This window comes from Rickettsiella endosymbiont of Rhagonycha lignosa, from assembly GCF_964031165.1.
Classification (GTDB): domain Bacteria; phylum Pseudomonadota; class Gammaproteobacteria; order Diplorickettsiales; family Diplorickettsiaceae; genus Aquirickettsiella.
In genome coordinates, this window is the sequence record NZ_OZ035011.1 from 1,123,487 (window position 1) to 1,146,026 (window position 22,540).

Sequence of the window (22,540 nt, forward strand, 5' to 3'; positions counted from 1 at the left end):
CTTTTTTATTAAATTAATAACAAGGAAAAAGATCCTTGGCCAATTTATCTTTTTTTTATTTTAAAGTAAATTTCTTCCGGAACACAACCCACAGCCAGTATTTAAGTTGAACTTTTTTGTTCAGCTACAGTAATTTTTTTCATTGGCCAATGGAATAAATACTTAAGTCTGAATTCACTCTAGCTAATATTTCTAACTTTGCTGCGAATTTCTCTTGAAACAAATAAACTTTATTGTGATAGAAAATCTTATGTTCTACAGCCAATCGGATGGGATAGCGTAACGAATTATTACAATATAATTTTCCCTATAAATAAAATTGCCTATCTTGTAATTGATAGAAAACCCAAAAAGAATTATAAATTAAAAATCAGGTTGAGTTAGCTTGAATAAGGAGATTCTGCAAAAAACACATGGATTAACACCGCGTATCTCACCAGGATTTAGTAAAAGAGCACATTAGGAAAAGCACATAGTGGCAATGGGAATTCCACTTTTGCCAATGTCGATTTAAAAGGCCGATCCAACTAAGTACTTTACTCCTTAACCTACGATATTACTTTGCTTAAATTCACTTTTATTATAATAAGGAAATTCTATGAACAAAAAAAACCGTGCCATTGACCCTATCGGCTGGAGTCTGCAAAACCCTTTCCCTGCGACAGTTGTCGTAGGAGAGCAATATGAAGCAGTCTATCAGCTCGTAAGTAACCTGCCTGCTCCGATGCCGGCCCCTTTAACGGTTACTTATACTGGAGGAAGTGATTTTACCGTTGAGGACCAATGCTCAAATCTCTTTCTTGTGCCAGGGCAAACTTGTAACGTTACCGTTCGTTTTAGTCCTTCCACTACAGGCGTACAGCAATTTCAACTGACATTACATTACTTTAATGATGTCGTGCCGCTACCCGTACAAACCATCACTGCCGAAGGCAGTACCCTGTTAATTGAAGGCAGTGTCACTCAAGCCTTACCCGCAACCACACTCGTTGATTCAGAGTATCCTGTCATTTTTACTTTTCAAAATATAGGCGGAAGTCCGGCCACTAATCTTGATCTCGAAAGCAGTTATCCCACCGGATTTACCGAAGAATCAGATACTTGCTCAGGAACTACTTTAGCTGCTGGAGCAAGTTGTACCGTTCAAGGAAGCTTAATCCCTCCCAGTCCGGGCAGTTATACCGTTGCTGCAGCTTTAAACTATGCTGAAAGCCAAACACCGGCCTCGGTATCCACCAGTACCGACGCTATTGTGGTTGACGTGACGGGCAATGTCACCACTCCGCTACCCAGCATGACCGAGGTCGGCGATAGCTTTTCGGTCGTATTTGCCTATACCAATAACAGTCCAGTAGCCGCCACCGGTGTGACTATCACAACAGACTATCCACCAGGATTTACTCAGCAATCCGATAACTGCACCGGCACACTCAATCCCCATTCCAGTTGTACCATCCAAGGAACCTTTATACCCGCAACCGCGGGTGATTTTACGGTGGGTGTTGAATTGGCCTATGTCGAAGGCAGTCATCCTGTTCAACTAGCCACTAGCACAACCGCTGATGTGGGTGCCTTAGGCGTTACCGGTGATGTAACGACACGTTTACCGGCTGCCACTTCAATAGCTGTCAGTTATCCCGTGGTGTTTACCTACATCAATCAAGGTTCCGTACCCGCTACCGGTCTCAGCATAACGCCTAACTATCCAGCCGGCTTCACACCGCAATCCGACACCTGTACCGGGAGCTTAGCCGTTGGCGCGACCTGTACCGTGAAAGGAACGCTACTACCCGCAACGGCTGGCAATTACACGGTCGATGTTTCCTTAGCCTACGATCAAAGTCTCAACCCGGTGCCACTATCCACCGAAACAGCCGCGATTGTGGTGGATATTACGGGAACTGTCACCACCGATTTACCGGAAATTACCTCACCCGACGACAGTTATCCGGTGATATTTAGCTATGAGAATAACAGCGCAGCGGACGCTAACGGTGTCGTAATAACGCCTAATTACCCCAACGGATTTATAGAAACTGCGAATTCTTGTACAGATTCAACGACGCTTGAGGCTCATAGCAGCTGCTCCATAGAAGGTAGCTTTACTCCACCTAGCGAAGGTGATTACACGGTTGCAACCTCGTTGACGTATGCTGGAGGGGTAGCTCCTGTTCCACTCGAAACCTCTACCACAACCGTTGCGTTTGTGCTGACCGGAGATGTCAGCATCCCTTTACCCTCTCCCACTGAGCTGGGTGAAAGTTATCCCGTGGAATTTACCTTCACGAATGAGAACCCATCACCTGCCACTAATTTGCTGTTAACACCTGACTATCCGCCAGGCTTTGAAGAAACCACTAACACCTGTACAGATACTTTAGCGGCCAATGAATCTTGTGTCGTATCAGGAGATTTTATACCCAGTAGTACCACTGCACCCGAGCAACCTATTACTGTAAAAACAACCTTATCGTATGACCAAGGGGCAGATATCGTATTAGATACGAGTACAGAAGTTGAGAGTCAAGTGGCTATTTCAGGGAGTGTAACCGAAAGTTTACCACCCGTTGAGACGGCATCGACGACACCGCTGCCGGTCAGCTTTGAGTTTAGTAATTCCGGTAACGCACCCGCTACAGAATTAAATCTAACAACAAATTATCCAGATGAATTTACCCAAACTTCTAATACTTGCATAGGTAATCTAGCGCCTGATGCAACTTGTGTGATAACAGGTGATTTAGATATTAGTGCAACCGGTAATTATTCAGTCAGTGTGACCTTAAACACCGATGAAGCTGCACCAGTGCCACTAAGCACTCAAACTTCGATAATCGCTGCCGAAGTAACCGGTTTAGTAGAGCAAGCCTTACCAGGCAGTACCGCCGTTGGAAATTCCTATCCTGTTACTTTCTTGTTTACCAATGAAGACGTAGTGGATGCAACTTCGGTTAATTTAGACACCAGCGCTTATCCTCCTGACTTCAACCAAACCTCAACGACTTGCGGAGCAACCTTAACCGCAGGTGCCTCTTGTCAAGTAAAAGGGATACTCATACCAACAAGTGTAGGCCCGCAAACGGTAGGAATAATCTTTGAATACGCTGGCAATCCTGCTATTTCTTTATCGACATCCACTACGGTAGGTATGTTGGTTTTACAAGGTTTCGTACAACAAGGCCTTCCCGATGTAGCCGCTGTTAACACGGCTTATCCCTTAATATTTAAATACACTAATCCCGGCCCTGGCGATGCTACCGGTTTGAGTATCACCCCCACTCTAGGCTTGGTCATTACCTCAGATACCTGTACTGGCCCACTCGTGGCGGGTGCTAGCTGTATAGTAGAAGCAAATTTTACGCCTACACAATTCGACGCTTATACCGTAGGTGTAACCTTATCCTATGATCAAGGCGAAGACATCCCTTTAAACACCTATACTGTCGTTGGCAATACTTATTTGCTAGCTGCGGGCGATGACGGAATTATGTACACTGCACCACACTGGACCGACAAATGGACTAAGCGAAATATTTATTCCAACGCAAATGCAAGAGGCGTCGCTTTTAGCCCAACATTACAACTAAGTATTATAGTTGGACACTTTGTTAACCCAACCCCTACAAGTTTGCTGCTGGTTACGCCAGATGGAGTTAGCTATACAAGATACAGAACAATTCCCTCCTTTCTCCCAAGATATGCTATCTGGAATCCTGATCTTGCCCAATTTTTAGTAGGCGGTACAGAGGGAGGAATAACCACCAGTGTCGATGGTATAACCTGGGTGACTCAAACAAGTAATGTTACTAATGCCTTATATGGCGCTACCTGGAGTCCACAACAACGCCAATATGTGGTAGTAGGCGACAACGGTACTATTTTAACCAGCCCCAATGGTATTGATTGGCAATCGCAAATAAGTGGTGTGAGCGACAGATTAAAGAGTGTGGCATGGAGTCCAAGTTTGGGACTCTATGTTACCTGTACTGATAACACGCGTGTTTTGAATAGTGCTGATGGCATCACTTGGAGTAACCCAATCGAGATAGGGGGTGTCAATGCATCATGTGTGGTATGGTCTCCTGAGCTAGAAATATATTATTTAGTAGGGAGTTTCCAATTTCTTTACTACAGTAGTGATGGCCAGACATGGAAGGTCGGAGGGAATTCTAACGAGGCATCCATGTGGGCCACGGTTTGGTCTTCACGATACCGCAAATTTTATGCTGTGGGCGCCACCTACCACGTAGCTTATAGTAATGATGGCACATTTCTAAGGACCAAAAAGGTCGCGGGGTTCATTGGCGGCACTGCTTTCAGGGCCATAGCCGTAGGGGCCGTTCCTTAAATTGACAAGTTTTGGCTAGCTTAGCTATTACAGATTTAAAGGTAATGTTAGCACATTAACATTACCTTTTCTTAATCCTTTAATCCTGCGCTTTTCACTTGGTTTTTATCCATTGCTTATTGGTCAATAAAGCAACAACATAGAGTTGCTTTCCTCGCAAATTCAGCAAAGTGAATTACACTATAAATTGAGTCGCCAAAAAAATTGACCATTTAGGAATGCACTCCGATTGCTTTCCACAGAGTAAACTTTGTACAAATACTAAATAAAAGGATAAGCTCGTATGAAATTAAAAATGCTATTTTTTTTCTTCCTCACCTGTTCTTTATTAGGTTTTAGTACTTCACCTTTTTCTGGCCAAGTTAAAGCACCCGCTTCCCCAGAAGATAAACTTTCTCAAGATGTATTACGTTTTAATCGCGAGTTAGAAATTATCAAAAATGAGTACGTCAAAAAAACTTCCGAACATGAGCTATTACAAAATGCGATGCAAGGCATGGCGAGCGGCCTGGATCCGCATTCAAGTTTTTTAGATGCCGACGATTTAAAAGATTTACAAACGGCTACCACCGGCGAATTCAGTGGTTTAGGACTCGAAGTGGGCATGGAAGAAGGATTATTACGTGTCGTAACCCCGATTGATGATGGGCCTGCACAAAAAGCGGGCATTAAACCAGGAGATTGGATAGTACGCATTAATAATTTGCCCATTCAAGGCTTAAGTTTACGCGAAGCCGTCAGAAAAATGCGTGGCGAAAAAGGCAGCTCCATACAATTGACTTTAGTCAGACAAGGTCAACATAAACCACTCTTAGTTAATTTAAAACGCAATATTATCCGGATACAAAGCATCAAAGGACACTTGTTAGAACCTGATTATGCGTATATCCGCATTAATAGTTTTCAGTCCAGCACACGTCATGATTTAGATCAAATGATCGCAAAATTACAACACCAGCAAAAAACACCAATTAAAGGTATAGTACTGGATTTAAGAAACAATCCCGGAGGATTATTAACCTCAGCGGCAGATGTCACCAATGCTTTTCTTGATAATAAAAAAATGCTTTATAATCAAGTAATTGTTTTTACGCAAGGCCAATCATCCGAAGCGAATATGAAAATTACTGCCAAACCGAATAATCAAATTTATGCAGGCACATTAGTGGTTTTGATTAATCAGGGTAGTGCATCCGGCGCTGAAATCGTCGCCGGGGCATTACAAGATAACAAACGCGCCATTATTTTAGGGACAAAAAGTTTTGGCAAAGGTTCGGTGCAAACGGTTATTCCGTTAGATGAAACAACCGCATTAAAATTAACCACTGCATTGTATTACACGCCTTCAGGTCGATCGATTCAAGCTTCCGGTATCTCGCCTGATATTACATTGGATGAATTGAAGATAAATTCCTTGAGCGAAAATCCGGCTGAGCCTATCTATCTCCATGAATCAGAGTTAAAAGGACATTTAAAAAATGGTAATAATAGTGAAAAAACTATTTTTTCATCCACAACAAGTAGCAACAATGATTTAGTAAAAAATGATTATCAGTTATTTGTCGCATTAAACTTATTAAAAAGCATAGTAGTCTTGCAAAATAGCAAAAATTCAGTATAAGTCCAACTTTTTAGATTTCTCGGAATAATAAATCAATTTTTTTATATTTTACATTTAGGTTGTAAATTTCCATTGTTTTCATAACTATTCGCACGCGATCTTGTTTCCGGACTTTCTATAGCAAATATATTTAGCACATTTAGTATAGGTGCGAATGAGACCGATTTCTTCCTTTTTTGAAAGCTTCCCGGTTGATTATCAACGGATGACGTATCCACACAATCAATAGTAGTCGTTTTAATTTGATATTTTTCGGCTAATGAATTTCTCAATAGATTCAAATTAAGTTTTAACCTAAATAATTCATCTTTACAGCTATCATAAATATCATCATATCTTGCAGATATTTCCAACGGGCAACTCTGCATATTTATTACATACATGCATTTTATCAAGCAAATACAGCAAATAATTACTATAGGAACAAATACAGCCAGCGAATACATACAACCAACAGCTGAACTTACCAATAAAGTAAAAAATAGCATTGATAAAATCAAATTTTTTTTATTATTCGGGGGTTCTTGGTATTCTTCAGAAAAAAAATTAAAATTTTCGTGAAAAACTCGTTTTATCTCTAGAATATCTTCGGGACTCAGCTTGTGGATATGACGCAAAATATAATATATTTTAAAGATTCTGTAATACACGATGAGTCAAACATCAAGGGAAAATATTTCGCATTAATCCTACATTCAGAAAAATTATTCGCCATAGCGATTAAATCCATGTTGCTCATTTGTTCTTCTTGCATAATATTCTTCGTAAAATAAAGTCATCCCTTAACATTAGCTAATTAATCTTCATGCTAAGCTCTGTTAACTTGCAGCACTATTATAAAAACAAATCAAGCAAGTGACTCATAAAGCGTCGCACCGCTAATAGCCACATCCCTAGCGACTCTAGAGCCGAAATAACGTATTCCCCAGCGGCTGGTATAATCCAAGGCACTAGTCATTATTAAGTTGAGCAGACCCCCAAGTTGGCCCATACGTGTATTAAAATGGGTATCCGACGTGTGCACTAACGCAGTCCCAACGCCACCGATAGCGGCTCCGGTCGCGCTACCGGTCCATTCCCATGTACCACCCAATCCACCTGCATCATTACTGCTTTTAAACCAAGTTGCAAACCAGCCCGCCACCTTCTTCCCTGCAACCTTACCCACGAATTGGCTAACAAAGTTGTCTTTCCCCACAAAATTGATGAAAGATGAAACGCCCTGCGCCACTAGAGGCCTGCCTATTCTTTGATAAGCATACGCGGTAGCAATGCTGGTAACATTGTCGGCCAGCCGGCCTAGACTACCACCGAGAAAACTACCCAGCGCCGCGTTATTACCCGCCTCTGCACTCCATGATGTACCTGTCAAAAATCCACCTGCGCCTCCGAATCCACCCGCAGAAACTCGCATTGCTGTGCTGGTTCCACTTCCCCCGATAATATCTACCATACCTAAACCGGTGCCGGCTCCATGCGCTCCACCGGCTCCTCGATCCGCGTCACCAACCGCGTATCCTAAATAACCAAATGAACCTCCAAAAGCCCCAGCAAGCACTAAGCTTCCAGTACTTGCACCATGCAGCCGAGCAGTTCCTACTGCGATAGTAGCCCCCATAGCAATATTTACCGCTGGCGATTTATCTTGAGCAAATCTTGCAAAAATTGCGGTCATCTTGCTGGTGATTCTATCTAAATTCCATCCAGCAATAGCACCGATTAATGCAGCCCCGCCAAGGACGGCGAGTGTCACAATGACAGAAGCTCCAGCCGTACCAACAATTAACCCCGCAATACCTGCTAATGCCAGCCCACCCATAACTGCCAGGGTGATCTTTTTAGCTTGAGCAAAAGAACTGGCTGCGTCCTTCTTGGTAATTTTACGCACCAGGTAGGTAGCCAGCCAGTAAATATCCCTAAAGCGATTTTCCTTCGCCTGACCATCCGCATCTGTGTAGAGAATAGGATTATTCGCCACCATTCCATACAAATTAAGCCCATCCCCTGTCCCTGCCGGATCGGGACTCAACCATCGCCCTTCCGTGGATAGATAATATCGGGATCCATAATAATACAATCCGGTTAAATCACGTTCTTTTCCAGAGTAGCGGATAAATTTATAATCCGCTTCGGTTTGACTACTTGCCGCCCAGAGTGCAGTCCCACCATAGGGATAAAACTCTTCCAAACTGATAACACGACCCACATTGTCCAACTCTAAACTACGATTGCCGGTTTCACTGCTATAGTTATAACGTATTTGATCATTAGGAATACCTTCAGGTTGGCCGACTTGCCAGTGCAATACCCGTACTTGCGCTTGACCCGCCTCACCCACAGTAATTACCTGTAGGCTTTCTTTCATTGTTTCACCGGATTGACGGGTACGCAGCTCTAACCCTGGAAGATAACAGACTTGTCGAGTTTGCAGCGTATTACCATTGGGCTGTTGGCTAATTTTTAGCCTACGCTGGCCCTGAGCATCATAGGTATAGCGCTCAATAGTGGACTGACTATCACCATTCACTATCTCTACCTGATCCAACTCGCCTCGGCCTGTCCAGTGCAACGATTGACCTAATCGTTGCACTTGCTGACCTGCTTTATCAAACAAACTGTCTATGTTTGCTGGGTTGCCTGCCAGTGTGCTAAGTACTGCCCGATTGCTACGATCCGATACGCTAATGTGGGTGGTATAGTTATTCGTGGTTGCGGGAGCACTATGCCGAAATTGAGTAAGATTCCCTCCTCGGTCATAGGCATAAGTGCGAGTATAGTTAGTATAAGTACTATTATCGGTTGGCAAGGGAATTAAGGGTGCAGGCAACTTGTAGTCTTGTTGACCTATATTCGCCATCTCGCGCCCGGACCCGCTAATAAGTTGATATAAACTGTCATAGATATAATTGCTAGCCGCATCCACTTTCTGATTGCGCCAGAAACGCGTAACCCCCACAACATTATGAACACTGAGTACATTACCTACCGCATCATATGCATAACGCATATCCTGTAATATTTTTGCACCGAGCGCATGACCACGCGGACGTTCAATCTTGCTAGCTAGCAAGCGCTGACTCTCTGGCTCATAGGTGTAGCTAGCAATGACTCCATTCCCATATTCTTCATGCAATTTTTGACCCATTGCCGAATAACTTAAAGACCTAACAATGATTTGCTCAGCTTGTCCTTTCTGTGTCAACCAGCTAGCACATAACAGACCTGCCACATTATAAGCCCATCGTTGAAGATTATCTTTGGCGTCCCTTTGAGTTAATAAGGCCCCGGTGGCATTAGTGGTCGTTTGCGTCGTAAAAACATCCGTACTCAGTTGATCACTCCAAACGAATTCATCGTCTCCTTGCCAATCCGCATTCGTATCGGCTTTCAGTAACTGCTGAGTAATTAACTGCGGAGTATCTGTCAATAAAACACGGTTGATTTGCATCAGTCCGGCGGTATCATAATGACGAATACACTGACCAACCAAGTTTTGGTTTTTCTCGGTCTGACTGTTACCCGCCCAAACTAAGCGCTCTGTAATTCGAGCAGGCTTATCCTTCACCTGTTCATGAATGCTCAATAGTCGTCCCAGCTGTGTATCCGTCTCATATTGATAGGTTTGGGTTATCCCCAGCGCATTGATACTGAACATCGGTCGACCTGCAATATCATTCAATGTCATTGAGGTACCAGAATCTGCACTCTCAGTACGCAAAACCTCGCCACTGAGAGCGGTACAATAGACAAAATTGGGCTGGATCGATTGATTAGACTGCATGAGTTCGAAGAATCTTGGATCAATGCTGTGGGTTAACTGTCCATAGACATTGAACCGATGGCGGATAATCCGTTCATCAGTTATTACTGGCGTATCAGGGTGACGATGATAGCGAATTTCCCGAACTATTTGTCCGCGGTTGTCGACAACGGAAACCTCTGGAGTTTTTTCATATAAACTATAGTCAACCCGATCCATACGTAATCCTTTTATCTTTGATTGCTTACTCGGTGCGCAGTATCATTTTCATCCTCATTCACCACAAACCAGGGAGTAAATAAACCCTCACGCAAATACCCTTTAGCCGTTTTTACTCGATATTCACGCCCCAACGCATCATAGTAATAAGTATCTGCATACAGGTTGTGGCGGGCGCTGTCGTCACTCAGATAACGCCAGTTGTCAAGAAAAAAAGGCTGATAGGCGCGCACAAGCTGTCCTTTAGCGTCATATTCTACCCGTCCAGAGATAGCCCAACGGTTTTCTGTATGTATTACGACCGGTCTGCCATCACTGCCAGTCACTAAACTGCCATTTTCTGCACGTTGCCAAGCCTCACCTGCCTCATGACGCACTGCAGTTTGTAACTGACGTCCAAAACCGTCGCTGAATGTAATAACTTGGCCTATTTGCTGTGCTGGATCCTGATCATAGCGATCCGTTGCTAGCGACAATATATGTGCAGGTATACGTACCATGGACTGAATAGCTTTTCGCTGAGTCGCTTCTCCCTGACGCTCTAGCCAACGACGATAAGCCAGCGCACAAATGAGTTTATCTTCCGTAATGACGCCTGCTTCGCGTAAAAGCTGCCATTGTACCTCATCCTCTTGTCTACTAATCCTTTCTGCACTAGGCATCCAACTGAGTAGTGCATAAACCATACAGTTTGCAACCGGAATACCTGGCTTTAGTGCTAAGCCTTCAGCAATAGAACTAGGTAATGTAAACGGTTTTTCTTCAGGTGGGGTATAACCCTGTATTTGATTACCTTCCCATCCCCAGAATCGACTAGAAGAGACTTGACCCAGTGCGGTCAATGTCACCTGACTTTGGTTGTCATTGATATCGGTTATTCGGATAGGTGTTAGGAAACGGTAGTCATAAACTGCCTCGGTGTTAAAACCCGCCGCATCCTGTATTCTAATAACCACACAGTAATGCGAATCCCAACTCAATACGCTGTTACCGGTCAATAAGGTATTGCGCTGTGCTAGCGGGCGATAAAAAGTTTCCGCGCCAGCATATTCGGTATAGCCTTGTCGAGTGACCCAAACATCCGACTCAGCCTCTTCACGGAAAGGCCGTGCAGTCTGCCTATAGCCGCCCTTTATCAGCTGTTCATGCAATTCCTCTGCACTTATTACGCCATTAAAAGTCAGCAAATTTTGTTCATCGAAAGCCGTTTTTTCCGTATAAGCAACTAGAGCCGGTATCGTGGGTTTTTCATCAGGACCCTTATAAGCCACACGCCTATATCCCAGAAAACTCTGGGTTGTACCGGGCCCAATTAAACTGCTTTCTGCATTAAGTGTTTCCAGCGATAAGCCGTTATGCGGCACCTCACTCGCATGATATTCCCAGGCATCACTGCGCATCACATCGGTCAGGCCCAAAACCTGTCTATCCTTTTCGATGAGATGATAATAGGCTTGCCGTTGTCGAGTCAGATGCAATACCTGCTGCTGCTCATCATAACTGCTGTCAAAAAGTGTCTCTGGTAATGTGTCAGGATAAGGAGAGAGAGGCAGTTTTGGCCGGCGTGGATAAGTAATATCCACCGTTTCCAACGGGAAACCATAGTGATCACTTTTCAATACGACTTGCTGGCTACAGCGCGGATCACAGGGAACCCGTTCATACTGATAACTACGGGTTTCAATCACTGATATCCAGCTTGATAGTTCATTGTCTTGCAAGCCCGTCAGCCTTCGAACCTGTAAGCGATTATCAACAATAGTATAAGGCCGATCCGAGTACTCAGAATCATCATCTGCATAAACCTCGCTGTGTAATAATTGCCCCTTCATCGCCCGATGCAACCAATAGCTTTCATCATTTTTAGGAGTAATAACCTGATCACTTTTTGTCTCGTTATCATAACGGGTAAACCGGACTAAAAAATCCGGAAAAGCTTGTTCATCCCTGCGCCAAAACTCAAGAGAAAGTTGCGCATCTACTGCGACTACTCCGGTTGCAAACCAGTTAATAGTTCGTGCTGGATAAATCGTGGGCGTTACCGATCGATTTGTTGCCTGTGCAAAAATATCCATATCGATCTGGGTTACCTGAGCAAATCCTCGAAACTCGTGTTCTTTACCATCCCACACGCCATGCGCATAGGTTTGTACAGTGCTCAAGCGATTCCCTGTAATTTCATCCAGTTTTTCTATCCGCCATAGCAAATGCATAGGAAATGGTAAGTGGCAGTTTATTAATTGATTTTTTTCCTCGGCACGGTGTTTCTCATCTAACCAAAACTGTGCTGAGCTGCGGTAAAACAGTGTGGTATCAGCACCCAAATTGTTGTTCATCACATTCAACAACCAAGGTTTATGTTGAGCCAGATCCAGGCGCCAATGCACAGGAGACATATGCGGTACCGTCAAAATAAGACTCGAAATGCCCAGTCCCTGTGTATCTGCAATCTGCAGCAAGCAGGTTCTATCAAACCTCACGCCTGGGGGTAAGGGGATACATAGAGGCGCACGAAAGTAATTACCACTCTCGTTTAAAAATAGCTCCAAAAAATTGCTATGTGCATAAAGAATGTCAGTGGTCCCAGAGCCATCAATGTCCGCAAGGTACAATTGACTTGGATTAAATATTTCTGCCGACGGCTTAAATCCAGTTAACAATAGGGGAGGCCCAAAACATCCATGTCCCAGGTTCGGCCAGCAACGTACTGCGACGGCAGAAATCTCGACCAAATGTACTTGACCTGATCCCAGCATATCCGCAAACGCCACCAATTTTTTTACATCTGCTCCGGGAATGGGTAGCGTTATATCGCCCGACTGAATAACATTCACCCCTGTATGCCATCCATCTCGATGTTTGGCGTACAGGCGCACACTACGCGGACCAATCAGTACCAGATCCGCCAAGCCCTCCCCAAGCAAATCAGCCAGCTGTGCCTGTGGGTGAAAGTATTCAAGCGGTAAGGCAGAAATAGGTATAAATTTTGACCATTGTCTATCGACCTCCATACTATGGTAGCCTCGAATGCTGGGCGTCGTTACCACCCAATCTAAACGGCCATCCCCGTTAATATCCATCAACATAACCGCCTGTTGCTGGCTAGGGATTTGTGGCAACGGCTTCATTGCACCATATAGCACCGCATCATCTTCGCCGCGTGTCGGTGACCGATACCACCATGCTCCGGGCAAATTCTGATAGAGCACACCGGGTAAACCTTCGCCATATAAATCCACCAGTTGATAAGGCTGTTGGCCATTCAGTCCAGCCAACTGAGACATCGGTTGCCAAACTGGAATTTGTGTTGTATCAAGGCGTTGATAATCAAACTCCAAAGGCGGCATGCTAACCGGCGTATCATCGTCCTCATGTGCTAGCAAACGCACAGAAATCAGCAAAGTGAGACTGCTATTTAGGTCATAACCCAGAATAAGACGAGAAATCAGTGCGGGCACTTCCGCAGGGTTGTCTTCTCCTGCCAATGCTTGCAAGCGATGAAACATAAGTACCTGCTGACACAAGCGACGCGTACGCACTTCAAACCCATAATCAAAACGAGAAAAACAATCTGGACGAACATTCCAAGACGCTTTAGCCTGAAAATCGGGTACAGTAAAGATTGAAGAGTCACGCTCGCCATAATCAAATACCAAATGAAATAGCCATTGACTATCCTTAGGTAATGCCTCGTCCAATGCAAATAAACTATTCCGCGGCGTGATGTTACCGTAATTAATCTGCGCAAGATAACGCTGCGCACTCGCTTGAGGATGCTGTTGTTTTTCATGCTGCTCACAACCAACTTCATCCTCTGCACGGTACTGATAATAGATATGCTCGCCGCTAGGTGTTACTGTTTCTTCCAGCAACCACTGAGCAATCTGTTTGTCGTTCGTGGGATTTGCTACCCGAGCATGCGCATGCTTACCAAAAATATGTATCTGGCCATCCGGACTATACATCACCCAAAATGGACTTTCCGTATCCTCCACCACAGGCTGCCAATATTCCAAGCGGCTGAAGTCATAAATAATACGTGGCCGATAACAAGTAACTGTATAGGCTTCCGAGAGCATTACACCTTGTAAAATATTGCTGGTCCGTTTATCTGCTGATCCCATATCATCGGGAGCAATCATCAGCACCTCTCCCATCGGATCTAAAAAAGTATCCGTATCATTGTACCGTGGCACACCGTGTGAACTACGTAAACGGATCGATGTAGGTTGGCATTGCCATCCCATGCCAAAAGGACCATTACCCGACCTACTAGCGTAAGTCAGGGATAAGTCAGGTGCCACGCCACGTCCGCTTGATATAGGTAAAGGCAAGGACAGCGAGGCCGTGCCATCTGGCCCCGCTGGATTAAGATTGCCTCCCATACCCTTGATAGTTCCGCCGCCTTTGGGTAAGGACAACGAGGCCACATTCACATCCTGTGAATTTTGCTGCATATAAAGTTTCCTTAAGTTAATCCTTTAACTTGAGTCAATCATTTAATGACGAATCGTATAACGAATATGCAGAATAATATCGTTGAGACTCTTCAACATCTCGGCTTGCTTACCCATCGCATGCGGGAAGCTCAAACTGAGCGAGCTATTGTCATTCACCGGTATCCCTTCAAAGGGCAGATATTTCGCATCATTGAAATCTAACACAAATTGACCACTATCATTGATGCCATGTGAAACCGCCAATGCTTTACAACCACGCGGCATCACCACACTACCGCCGTAATTCAGCACGGCTTGCACATCCTGATAAGGGCCCACCAGCGTAGGTAAGGTAACGCTAATTTGTTTGATACGGCGTACCGCACCCAAATCCCCCGGGTAATCATCTTGGATTTTCAAATCCGCTAACCGCACGGAGGCATGCAACTGCTCTTTTGTGATACGTAAACCATTACTCTCTGTCCCGGTACTACCCGACCCTGTCTTCAGCAAAGCCTGAACCTTGTCATTAAAAATAAATTTATCCGCTTCGCCCAAACCCGCATAAACTTCCGCTAAAGACACCGTACGGATCACTTCCAAGGCCCGATCATCCTTTTCCAGATATGATTTTTCCATTTGCACGAGATTCAGCATCAGCGTCTCACCGGCCAGTAGACCGGCGTACGTCCCTTGCCAGGCACCCGGCTTAATAAAACTTGCCTCAGCGTCATTCAGTTCATATTGATACGCTTGTTCAGCCATCAAACAGCGGGAAACGGTCAGATCATAAAATTGATAATAAATAGCGGCTAGTCGCCCGCGCAGCCAGTTATACAATGCCTTGTTAGTGAACTTACTCTGCAAAATAGTCAGCTGTGCTTGCGTTTGCGTCTGTTGAGTTTCTAAATAATCTTTCTGCAGTAACGCCGCTTTACGACGTATCTGCAAAGTATCTAATTGGGCATTAAGCTGTTTTATTTCAAACTCAGCATTATTGCGCTGGGTTTCCCATTCCTGCTGACGGCGACGGTATATTTCAGACTGGCTAATTTTATTCGCAGCCGTCAGCGTGGCTGCTGCGCCAATCTCGATACCGATACCGGTAGCATTAAACAATGCACCCCAGCGAGAGCCACCTACCGCAAAACCATAGATATTTGGCACCAAGTCAGCCGCTGCAGCTGCCATATACAGTGTCTTACCACTGGTGCTCAGTACCGATGAGGATAAGTACAGGTCCATCGCTTGTTTTTCACCGCTATTAACATTTTCATTATACAGTGCCCTAAAACTGTTAAAGCGAGACTGCGCACTATTGAGCCCCTCCTGCAGTACGGCTTGGTCGGCATCAATTTCACTAACCACTTGATTCTGCACCTGGATACTCTGCAAAGCCAATTCACTGCCCTGAGTTTGCAGCAGTTCAGTTAGAGCCTCCGCGTCTTGCCTCTCGGTAATACTGAGCAGTGTGTTCCCAAACTGTGTTAGCTGGGCAACTGCACCCTTGGCATTCTCCAAGATAATCGCAAAACGGTACAATGGCATTACCGCCTTCGGCAAATTCCCGCCACCTTGTGAGGCAGTCACTGCCGCGCTCAGCAGCGCAGCCGGGTTAGCGGGTGTTGCATAAATGGACAAGCTTAGCGGTTGTCCATCAATCGACAGATTATGACGCAGGTTGTATAACCTCTGTGCCAGCGTTTGCCAGTAAGCTTGCAGCTTTTCATTCAGCTGCGGAAGGAACAGCGCGGTTAACGAATTCGCCGTACGCGGCGCTGGTAGTTCCACTTGTTGGTACAATTGCAGTAAAACTCGCTGATAGGTATTGTGGGTCGTCAAACTCGCCGCCTCATCCAGCCGCGGCTCGGGCCAGCTTGCCTCCTGCGAAATATAAGACTCCTCACCCAACAAGCTTAATGCCTGCATATACCACATTTTGGCTTCGTTCAGCGTATCTCGCTCCAGCTGACGATAAGCCGCATCGCCGCGCGCTATCAATAAATCCAGCGCTTTCATAAACGTAGCTACTTTGTAATGCATCGGATCGTTCTGAGCCACTGCATCTGGATCCACCGAATCCAACGGATTGGCGTTCCAAGAGGTGTTCTCCTCTAGCGGCCGGACATTCCAATAATAATCCTGTAATTCACCGCGCAGCATATATCCCGCTGGGTTCCAGATATACTCTAGCCAACGGCGGGCTTCGGTGAAATTCTGCTCTTGCAACAGCCGTTGAAACACCATCATCGGTGTGTAATAGAACATCTCCCAGAAATACAGCGCATTCGCACCGCTAAAATCCATTGGCTCTCTATACGCATTCAATAAGGACCCATTTGCTGCTGGATTGCTAGCTGCTGTATAGCCAGCCAAGGTAAGATGATTACCCACTTTTTTAATCTGCAGCGTACCTATTAACTTCCGACCCTGGTCACAGCTCAAATACATCTTAAGACCTTCAGATAGATCGTAAGGAAAATTGATAACATTGTAAAAAGGGGATTGTGTACTTGATAATGGCACAAACAGAACCACATCCTGTGAAGAATCTGTTAAGGAGCCCTGCCAAAAATCATAATAACCCAGCTCACCTTCAGCCTCGAGTCCGCGCCAAAAGGTAATTCTAGCACGGCGGGAATTACCATGGACACTCGCATCATAACGCGGCAGTATGACGCTCATATAACCACCATCCCCCATCGGCGGCTCAGGCAATTTCTGTGTATTTAGTGTTAATACCGTATCAATGCCCAGATCGGCACGCTCAATTAGTTGCGTAGCAAACAAGGTATTAAGCCGCGTCCGATACGGGCCGCTTTGCATATATTGCGCACCATTTATATTTTTATCCAATATAATGGAGGAACTATTTTTTTCTTCTTTTACAACTTTTTTTATTGGCTGGACGTCCAGAATTATAGTCGCGAGGTTGCTGGCTTTTTTACCAGTACTATTTTCTGCGATGAAGAGACAGGTTACATTTAAAAGATCTATCATACCTTTGTTAGGAATTAGCATCTCTACCCTATTAAAGGCATACACCATTTTTCTTGGATCAAGCATCGGCAATCGACTGCACCAATCGCGAGCATTACCTACTACCTTTTTTCCAGGAGCCGAAATATTAAAGGTCACCCTTGCTGGATCAAATAACGAAATTTTTTGGTGGCTTTGTTCATATTGAGTATAAATAGTAACTCGATCGTTTGGATCATCAAACTCCACGTTGAGAGTATTTATTTTCCCTTCATTACCACCTTTAATTGCCTGTGAAGAACTAATAATTATTTTTTCTCCATCATAGGGTACAACAATCCGGATATACGACAGAAACTCATCATTCTCTCGAATAGTTATCTGTTTCTCTGGGGGATTTGCTAAATAAATGATAAAATAAGGTTCAAAATAATCCTTTCTATCACCGCCAACCCTTACAACAAGTCTTGCATCAGTGGCTGATCCTCCCTGAGTTATGTTAATGGTTTGCTTGTCGTAGAAACATAAGTAATCGCTCCCAACCAGCCCTTCGTCTACCACCACTATCTGATGAAATAACAATAGATCATCGCTAGTTAAATTCTTGTTATGCATTATGTTGAATGTAAGGGAAAGCCCGAAATGGATGTTCTCATCCGTCACCAAACAATCAATAGCTTCTATCTCGGTGTCAAACGTAAAACAGTCGTTGACTTCTCGTTTAGACTGCTTAACCGATACAACGCGATTATCTTTTTCACTAATCAAACTCAGATTGATTTTTCTTGTTGTAGGGGTATCCAGCTGATTGCTTATTAGAGGTATAAGATTTTTTCGCTCACCCGCATTAATTTCAGAAATTGACATGTCGTAAAGAACGAAAAACCCCTTTCCTTCAAACTTATCAGGTTCGGGATAAGTCTCTTGTTTTTTGTAGAAGAAAATTACTAAGGCAGTCCCGGCACTGGATCCTGTTACATTGTATTTATATTCTGCGCAAAACAAACCTGTAGCATTATTTAGCATAGGTGTCTCACTGACAGCTTCAATATATTCTGTGACATTGAAAGTAAACGGGGATGCCCAACTGCCGTCGTAACGAAGATGCGAGAGTTTGCAATGGTAGTAAACGATATCAGTGCTCGCATCTTCATTTTTACGAACCTCTTGCTCAATCCAAATCACATACAGTCTTGACTTATAGAGTACCGGACGTATGAAGCCCTGGTGGGGAACCATCGCACACACAATTTCATTCCACTCGCCCCACGCATTCGCTGCAAACTTTCCTTTACTGGCTTTGCTGTGATCAACCTTACGCCAGTAATAACGCTTAGGCTCGGTTTGACTATAACCAATGAAGTAAGTTAAACCCTCATCAACATCTACATTATTATGATAACCACTGGTCACATTCAAATTCGCTACATCTTCAAAGGCCGCCAGATAATTTCTGAATCCTTCCTCGACCGTATCGGTATTCAGCTGACTCTGTGAGATCTGCTGTAACAAATCATTCATCATTTTTGTCTGACCTATCCGCAAGGTCGGGTCAATATAGTTTTCTGGGTAATAGACCAGTAACGATACCCCAGCCCAGGTACTATAACGCTTATTATAGGTTTCCCAGTCGCTAAAAAATTGACGTGTTCTGACCCGTTCGGAAGCGTTTTCTTCGACACCACTCAGGGTCCGATTGACATACAACTGAATGCTGGCAATCGCTTCAGCGAGACGCGTGGTCTTAACCTGGGCAGAAACCTGATTATCAATCAGCAAATAGCTGTACAACTCATCCCGACTCGTAACCCAACTAGGCGCCATTTTTTTGATGTAATACGCACTAAGCGCTGCACTGCTGGACTCATCCAAGAAGGCTTGTAAATCAGCCGTTTGTTGATCATTCAATCCAGCCTGTAGCAACGTGCTGACAGCACGCCAGTCGCTGAAGCTTGGCGTTGGCGTATTAGATTCGGCAATATATTTCAACTTAATAAGGGACGCCACACCGTCTGGCGTAATCCCCAGTGTCGCCGCCACATCCAGCCACTGCAGCGTCGCATCTACGGTTTTCCAGTCGCTGAACAGCACCGATGTGCTACCCGTTTGTTGCAGTGCCTGCGCAACTTCCAGAGCGTCGAGTGTCAAGGCCACGGCCAACTGTTCTGTCGTCAGTGTCCCTAAACCTAACGCTGTCAGCACTTCCGTTGCATAACTTCCACACTGATTAATCCACGCGTGGAAACGCGTCAGTGCCTGCAACGTCGTAAGGTCATGTGGCAAGCTTTCCCCTGCCTGGAATTGTTGCGGTTGGGTTACCAACAACGACAGCTCGCTGGCACTGAGCCCAGTATTGCGCACAATCAATGACAGTTGACCCATTACCTGGCAGAACGCCACCATATTCATAGTCTCGTCAGCCGAACGGGTATCCTGCCTAACCAGTTGCATGAAAGCATCAAAGCTCAGTCCCTGTGGCTGCAGTTGATTGATCCATCGTAGAATTGCAGTGGCTGTTTCTGCAGAATCCAGTTGGGTTGCGGCCGCAATAAACGGCGCAGCCGCGCTAATTAATTCAGCACCGGAAAGTAACTCATCGGACACACCGTTACGCAACGTGGTGATAAGATTCTCAATATCCGGCGTCAGCGTCATACTGTAGTTATTGGTCAGCATCAGGTACACGTCACTAACGACCCAACGTTGCCTACTCAGCCATTGCGTGCACTGAAACAGAAAATACACCCATGACACGAGCTCCATATCAGACAAATCTACAAGCGCTCGCCCCGCATAAGAAGAAATTGACAGCAGCATGGACAACTCATTCACCGTCAAATGATGCAACTTGGCCAGCAGTCGCACGCGATACAGCGCAGACAGGTTTTTCATGGAACAACTAAACGATGTGTTCTCTCCTCCGCTAGCCAGCTTCCACAGTGTATACAATTCTGTATCATTAACCTGGAACGCCCGCTTTAATACCCCGAGACGGAAATAATCATCGGATACTCCGGGTGTTAAATCCAGACTCATGTTATCAGCAGAGAATTCTTGACCATCTAGATAAGGCGTGTTAAATAGGCGCGTGAACTGACTCGCTTGCTGTTTCGCCGTATACTGGCTGATATCGGCATTACACAATACCAACGCATCCTCAACGCTGATGACATAGCGCTGCAGGTAATACTTCACATAAAACAACTTATCCAGCACCGCACTATCAATGACGAAGTCATTATTATGATGGATGCTTTGAATAACCTGTCCAATATCGGTCGTATCAATCCCACTCGCTTTATATAAGCGTATCAGCTTGTTCAGCGTCAATAGAAGTACATTCGCAGAAACCTCTTTAGCCTGGAAAAAAGCGTGTCCACCTACACCATCCCAGGGGGTGGGTCTAAATCGAAATAAACGAAGATTTAAACCCGTAGTGACCTGTTCTATAGAAAGTTTGATAGGAATACTGTACTGGGTATTCGCTAAAGGTACAAAATTCGAATTTTGATATAAATATTCAGCCTCTCCATTCTGGAGCCGAAGCTCTGGCAAATGAGACTCTGTTTTTTTCACACTAAAATTATAAAGATAATCATCTCCTGACAATGGAATAAGTTCAGCATAATTTAGGGATTTCTTATAAGCATCGCCGGGTATGCGTTTAATCAGCAGCGCCTTGACAGTACGATCAGCAACCTCTAATAACTTGATCAATTGATCATTCTGATACTGTTGCTGGGCAATATCCGTTTTACGGGCTGGTGATAAACTGAACTGCGCACTCAGTTCTTCATATGACAGATCATAATAGCGCGCCAATTGAGAATAAGTGCAGAACGGTTCAACGTTAATCTCACCAAAATTTTTCTTAATCAATTCAGTGGCATTTTCTTCCGTAATTTCTTCTGTGAGAATTCGGTATAGCTCAGGTGAAATATCCGCATATATCGCCAATAACGACGCCGGATCCACTAACTTCGCCACTTCAGGATTATTAGTGAACGCAGAAAAACGTTCATCTTGTAGCAAAATCGCAAGACGAGCTGCCTCATACGGGAAATGATAGGGCGTTATACCTGTCTGCCGATAACTAGACAGCATTTCCAGCACACCATTGTAATCCTTGCCTTCCCGCGCCTGAAGGTTATTTAGCAGCAGTTCATTAGACAAAGTGAGTGTGGAAATTTCATCATCCATATTAGCCTGCGTCAGCGCCAGTTCAGCCAGATCCGGACGCCGTTTTGCTAAGTGATAAGGTGAACTACTGGCGTGAAGGTCTTTAGTTTCACGATACAGTTCAGTCAGATACGCAGCGGGCGAAAACATCGATGCGACTGAGCCCGGTTTCACAAAACGGCTCGCACGTCCAGCAAACCACTCATCATAACTACGGGTTTGTATCAGCCGCGTAATCCCAAAATGTGCAATACGCGCCAGCTGCGGATTAGCATGCGCCAATAACCGGGAGTCCAGTATCGTATTGTCTTTTCTCCCCTGTTGAGCGGCCTCATACAGGTAGCTTATTTCTGATCTGGAAAGAAAGTTTTCTGTTTCTTGATTGAGCTCCTCAAAAGATAGCGGCATGAAATGCGCAAGACTCTTTGTTTTCCCTTTTGATTTTTTTGCTAATTCCATCAGAATTGATTCGACTGTATACATAAAATCCTTTTTTTTATACATCAAATTACATCATACTATTTTTATTAAATAACATAAATGTGTTGCATGACAAGAAAAATTTTTCATTTTTACAACATTCTAATAATAAAAAATTTTAACTTGGGAAATAGATTAAATTTAAAAAATAATCTTTTGTTATTTCCCTAAAAATATTTTATCTCAAATACACATATTGCATATTTTTTATTTTCCATTTATAATTTTTCAGTGTGATAAGCGCCGATTTGAGCTACAGCTTGCTGGCGCTATATTAAGTTTAGCTAAAGCGTCATGAAAACCACCGCAGCTTTAGCCAGGTGGTTTTTTTTCGCTACTTATTTTTAGTCGGAAGACCAACTAAGAGTGAATTGTCATGGATGATTATTGTTGTTACTTTAAAGATTGCGTATCTATTCAGCACTCCTCGCAAGTTCTGCTTTTATTCTATTTATTTTTGTCGCCTATGTAGCCTGTTTTAATGCATTAGAGTTTACAGCTCTACATTACAACAG

At 44.3% G+C, this 22,540-nt stretch carries 6 protein-coding genes; 2 read left to right on the top strand and 4 right to left on the bottom strand.

Annotation, left to right across the window (positions count from 1 at the left end; translation table 11 throughout):
- The first annotated feature begins 598 nt into the window (after positions 1-598).
- Together AAHI99_RS05045 and AAHI99_RS05050 are read left to right on the top strand one after the other, a co-directional pair.
- Positions 599-4,348, top strand: a complete 3,750-nt coding sequence (locus AAHI99_RS05045; protein WP_342227213.1) for a choice-of-anchor D domain-containing protein — start codon at positions 599-601, stop codon at positions 4,346-4,348.
- Between the two features lie 283 nt (positions 4,349-4,631).
- Positions 4,632-5,969 carry a S41 family peptidase gene (locus AAHI99_RS05050; protein WP_342227214.1) on the top strand — a complete coding sequence of 446 codons (1,338 nt, stop codon included), beginning with the start codon at positions 4,632-4,634 and terminating at the stop codon, positions 5,967-5,969.
- Positions 5,970-6,010: 41 nt separating this feature from the next.
- Here AAHI99_RS05050 and AAHI99_RS05055 read toward each other — a convergent pair whose 3' ends face one another.
- From AAHI99_RS05055 to AAHI99_RS05070, 4 genes are all read right to left on the bottom strand, one after another.
- Positions 6,011-6,337: a hypothetical protein gene (locus tag AAHI99_RS05055; RefSeq protein WP_342227215.1), complete on the bottom strand. Its 327-nt coding sequence runs from the start codon at positions 6,335-6,337 to the stop codon at positions 6,011-6,013.
- A 479-nt stretch (positions 6,338-6,816) separates the two neighbouring features.
- Complete coding sequence (locus AAHI99_RS05060; RefSeq protein WP_342227216.1) at positions 6,817-9,948, bottom strand: RHS repeat domain-containing protein; 3,132 nt, start codon at positions 9,946-9,948, stop codon at positions 6,817-6,819.
- A gap of 11 nt (positions 9,949-9,959) precedes the next feature.
- The gene (locus AAHI99_RS05065; protein WP_342227217.1) at positions 9,960-14,405 is read right to left on the bottom strand and encodes a SpvB/TcaC N-terminal domain-containing protein; all 4,446 of its coding nucleotides are present in this window, start codon (positions 14,403-14,405) and stop codon (positions 9,960-9,962) included.
- A gap of 42 nt (positions 14,406-14,447) precedes the next feature.
- Positions 14,448-22,049, bottom strand: a complete 7,602-nt coding sequence (locus AAHI99_RS05070; protein WP_342227218.1) for a neuraminidase-like domain-containing protein — start codon at positions 22,047-22,049, stop codon at positions 14,448-14,450.
- Between the last annotated feature and the right edge of the window lie 491 nt (positions 22,050-22,540).